Consider the following 3,128-nt stretch of genomic DNA (forward strand, 5'->3'; position numbering starts at 1 on the left):
ATGCTCGAGCAGGGCAAGGGAGCGATCGTCAACATCTCTTCGGGAGCAAGCCTGGTAGGCATGCCGCAGGCTGCGCCCTATGGTGCTGCCAAGGCAGCGGTGAATAACCTCACCGCCTCGATGGCCGCCGCGTGGACAGGAAAGGGGCTCCGCGTCAATACCATCGCTGTCGGTGCGGTTCGAGCCGCGACGCTCATCGACGACGCGGCACGGTACGGACTCGATCCCGAGGCAATCGGAATGACTAACGCCTCGGGGCGCCTGGGCGAACCTGATGAGATCGGTTATGGCGTGTTGTTCTTCGCGTCTGACGCGTCCAGCTTCTGTTCGGGCCAGACACTGTTCATGCACGGCGGCCCAGGGCCGGCAGGAATTTGAAATGACGCGACTCGCAGTAGTCACCGGGGGTGGATCCGGCCTGGGACAAACGATTTCAGAGTATTTGGCACGCGATGGGCGGCGGGTCGCAGTGCTCGACATCAACGCCGAAGCTGCCGAGAAGGTTTCGTCTGATCTTACGGGCATGGGAGCAACGGCGATCGGGGTGCAGGTTGACGTATCTGATCCCGCTGCCGTATCGAAGGCGTTCGGGATTGTGAGGGATAACCTCGGTCCCATCGACATCCTGGTCACGAGCGCGGCGGTTGCCGGTTTCACCCGCTTCGACGAGATAAAATTCGATGAGTGGAACAGGTACCTGGCGGTCAATCTCACTGGCACATTCCTATGCCTGCAAGCCGCTCTTCCAGACATGGTCGCAGCACAGTGGGGCCGCGTCGTTACGATCTCGTCAGCGGCCGGGCAGACGGGTTCTGTACGACAAGGCCATTACTCCGCATCCAAAGGCGGAGTCATCGCATTGTCGAAAACTGTTGCGTTGGAATACGCTGCCAAAGGCATCACAGTCAATACCGTTCCGCCCTTCACGGTTGATACCCCGATGTTGCGGGAGGCTCAACGCGCCAAAAAGCTCCCACCGAGCGAGATCCTGGCCAGGGCCATCCCGGCGGGGCGATTGGGCACCGGCGAGGACATTGCGGCGATCTGCGCCTTCTTATGCTCAGACTCGGCGAGCTACATCACCGGCCAGGTCATCGGTGTCAACGGTGGCGCAGTGATCTGAGGTCAGCCATCGGCTTCAGGAGGAACCGGCGACAGGTTCTTCCCCCAGGAACGCCCAGCAAGCTAGACATCATGGTGATCGGGTGAGATATGACGATAACATCGTCGTATGGCGATGACTGCGATGACGGGTGAGATGGCGCGGGTGGAGCTGGCTTCGGCTGCGGCGTTGTTTCGTTCTCTGGGTGATCCGACTCGATTGGCTATCGTGCGACGATTGGCAGCGGGGCCGGCGCGGGTGGTCGACCTTGTCGAGGCTGTCGGTTTGGCGCAGTCCACCGTGTCGAAACACCTTGCCTGCCTTCGAGACTGTGGCCTGGTGGCCTCCGATCCGGTGGGGCGCGCCTCCCTGTTCCGGCTGAGTCAACCTGCGCTGGTCGATGTGCTCACCTGCGCCGAGACGGTGTTGGAGGCCACCGGTCAAGCGGTGGCGTTGTGCCCGAACTATGGCATTGACAATGGCGCACCGGAGAGCGCCCGATGACCGCCGCCGACCCCCCGACAAACCACGCTGCAATCGATGACCACATCTGCTGCGAGGCAACCCTGTCCGCACGGTCCAGGCCGCATGCACCCGACGCGCACTGGCACCGCGCAGCCCAGTGGGCGCGGCGGCTGTCCTGGGCCAGCCTGGTCTGGATGCTCACCGAGGGTGTGGTCGGGCTCTGGCAAGGCATGATCGTCGGCTCGATCGCCCTGACCGGGTGGGCGCTGGGCAGCGCGGTCGAGGGCCTGGCCAGCGTGATCGTGATCTGGCGATTCACCGGCTCGCGCATGCTATCCGAGACCGCCGAACGGCGTGCCCAACGCGGGGTTGCGGTGTCGTTTTGGCTTCTGGCCCCCTACATCGCCGCCGAATCCATCCATCACCTGCTAGGCCAGCACCGCGCCGAACCCACCGTGATCGGCATCGTGCTTACAGCTGTCGCGCTGCTCGCCATGCCGATCCTTGGCCGCGCCAAACACAAACTCGGCACACGGCTGGGCTCGACCGCCACCGCTGGCGAAGGCACCCAAAACTACCTATGCGCTGCGCAGGCCGCCGCAGTCCTAACCGGCCTCGCGATCACCGCCAGCTGGCCCGGCGGCTGGTGGCTCGACCCGCTTATCGGACTGGGCATCGCTGCCGCCGCGGTTTGGGAAGGCATCCAATCCTGGCGCGGCGACGACTGTTGCGCCTGCTAACCCCCGCCCCGGGAATATCTGGCCGCCGTTGGGGATTCCCAAGTGGCCGTCTGACAGGGAAAACAAACCGACCGCTGACAGGCGGGGCCAATTCAAGCCGTCACGCCGGGGCCACCTCGATCTGACATTGCGAGGGCGCAATCGTATTAATGGTGATCGGCATCGCCTGCTCCTTTGTTATGACACCAGTTCGCGCAACAAATCAGTGGTTCGCCGCATCGACTTACGTTTGTCTGCACCAACGGGAAACACTGCTGCCCAGATATCGGTGGCACCGGCATCAAGTAGCGATTGCAGCTGGGCACGCACAGATCGTTCGTTTCCGACCACGGCGGCCTCGGCGGGATCGGCCGCACCACCGAGCGCCAGAATGCGTTGATAGTTGGTCATGCCCGAGTACATGCCCGAGGTTGCCGTGGCTGCCGCTCGCGCCTCGGCTTCGTCATCGTGGACGGCCACGGGCAACCCCGCCACGACACGGGGTGCTTGCCGACCGGCCGCTGCTGCGGCGGCGTGTAATTTCGGGACGACGTGGGTGGCGATCGCTCGTGGCGTCGCCATCCACAACACGACTCCATCGCCCAGCTCACCTGCAACGCGGAGTAACCGCGGACCCAGCGCTGCGAGCAAGACCGGCACTGGCTGTTGTGGTTTCGCGCCACGTCCCTGCGTGTGGACCGACCAGTCGTCGCCGTCGAAATCGACATCCTGGCCGCGCAGCAGCGCAGTGAGGATTCGAAGGTATTCCTCGGTGTTTCGTCCAGGGTGCTCATAGGACAGCCCGTACACATCGCGGATGAGCGGCTCATGTGAGGGACCGA

5 protein-coding genes are annotated in these 3,128 nt (G+C 63.6%); 4 read left to right on the top strand and 1 reads right to left on the bottom strand.

What is annotated here, in order from left to right; genetic code table 11:
• From VML93_RS07310 to VML93_RS07325, 4 genes are all read left to right on the top strand, one after another.
• Positions 1-378 (top strand): SDR family NAD(P)-dependent oxidoreductase (locus VML93_RS07310; protein WP_325609154.1); only part of this gene is annotated, 378 nt, incomplete at its 5' end.
• Position 379: 1 nt separating this feature from the next.
• The gene (locus tag VML93_RS07315; RefSeq protein ID WP_325609156.1) at positions 380-1,123 is read left to right on the top strand and encodes an SDR family NAD(P)-dependent oxidoreductase; all 744 of its coding nucleotides are present in this window, start codon (positions 380-382) and stop codon (positions 1,121-1,123) included.
• A gap of 108 nt (positions 1,124-1,231) precedes the next feature.
• Positions 1,232-1,606 carry a metalloregulator ArsR/SmtB family transcription factor gene (locus VML93_RS07320; protein ID WP_325609158.1) on the top strand — a complete coding sequence of 125 codons (375 nt, stop codon included), beginning with the start codon at positions 1,232-1,234 and terminating at the stop codon, positions 1,604-1,606.
• Positions 1,603-2,307 carry a cation transporter gene (locus VML93_RS07325; protein ID WP_325609160.1) on the top strand — a complete coding sequence of 235 codons (705 nt, stop codon included), beginning with the start codon at positions 1,603-1,605 and terminating at the stop codon, positions 2,305-2,307. Before VML93_RS07320 ends, VML93_RS07325 begins: the two co-directional genes overlap by 4 nt.
• A gap of 177 nt (positions 2,308-2,484) precedes the next feature.
• Here VML93_RS07325 and VML93_RS07330 read toward each other — a convergent pair.
• A partial coding sequence (locus tag VML93_RS07330) for an LLM class flavin-dependent oxidoreductase (protein ID WP_325609162.1) occupies positions 2,485-3,128 on the bottom strand: 644 nt, incomplete at its 5' end.

Origin of the sequence: Mycobacterium sp., assembly GCF_035499775.1 — a bacterium.
Lineage (GTDB): Bacteria > Actinomycetota > Actinomycetes > Mycobacteriales > Mycobacteriaceae > Mycobacterium.

Coding starts and splice junctions, on each gene's coding strand:
- VML93_RS07315 (WP_325609156.1), top strand. CDS start 380: ATGACGCGACTCGCAGTAGTCACCGGGGGTGGATCCGGCCTGGGACAA.
- VML93_RS07320 (WP_325609158.1), top strand. CDS start 1,232: ATGGCGATGACTGCGATGACGGGTGAGATGGCGCGGGTGGAGCTGGCT.
- VML93_RS07325 (WP_325609160.1), top strand. CDS start 1,603: ATGACCGCCGCCGACCCCCCGACAAACCACGCTGCAATCGATGACCAC.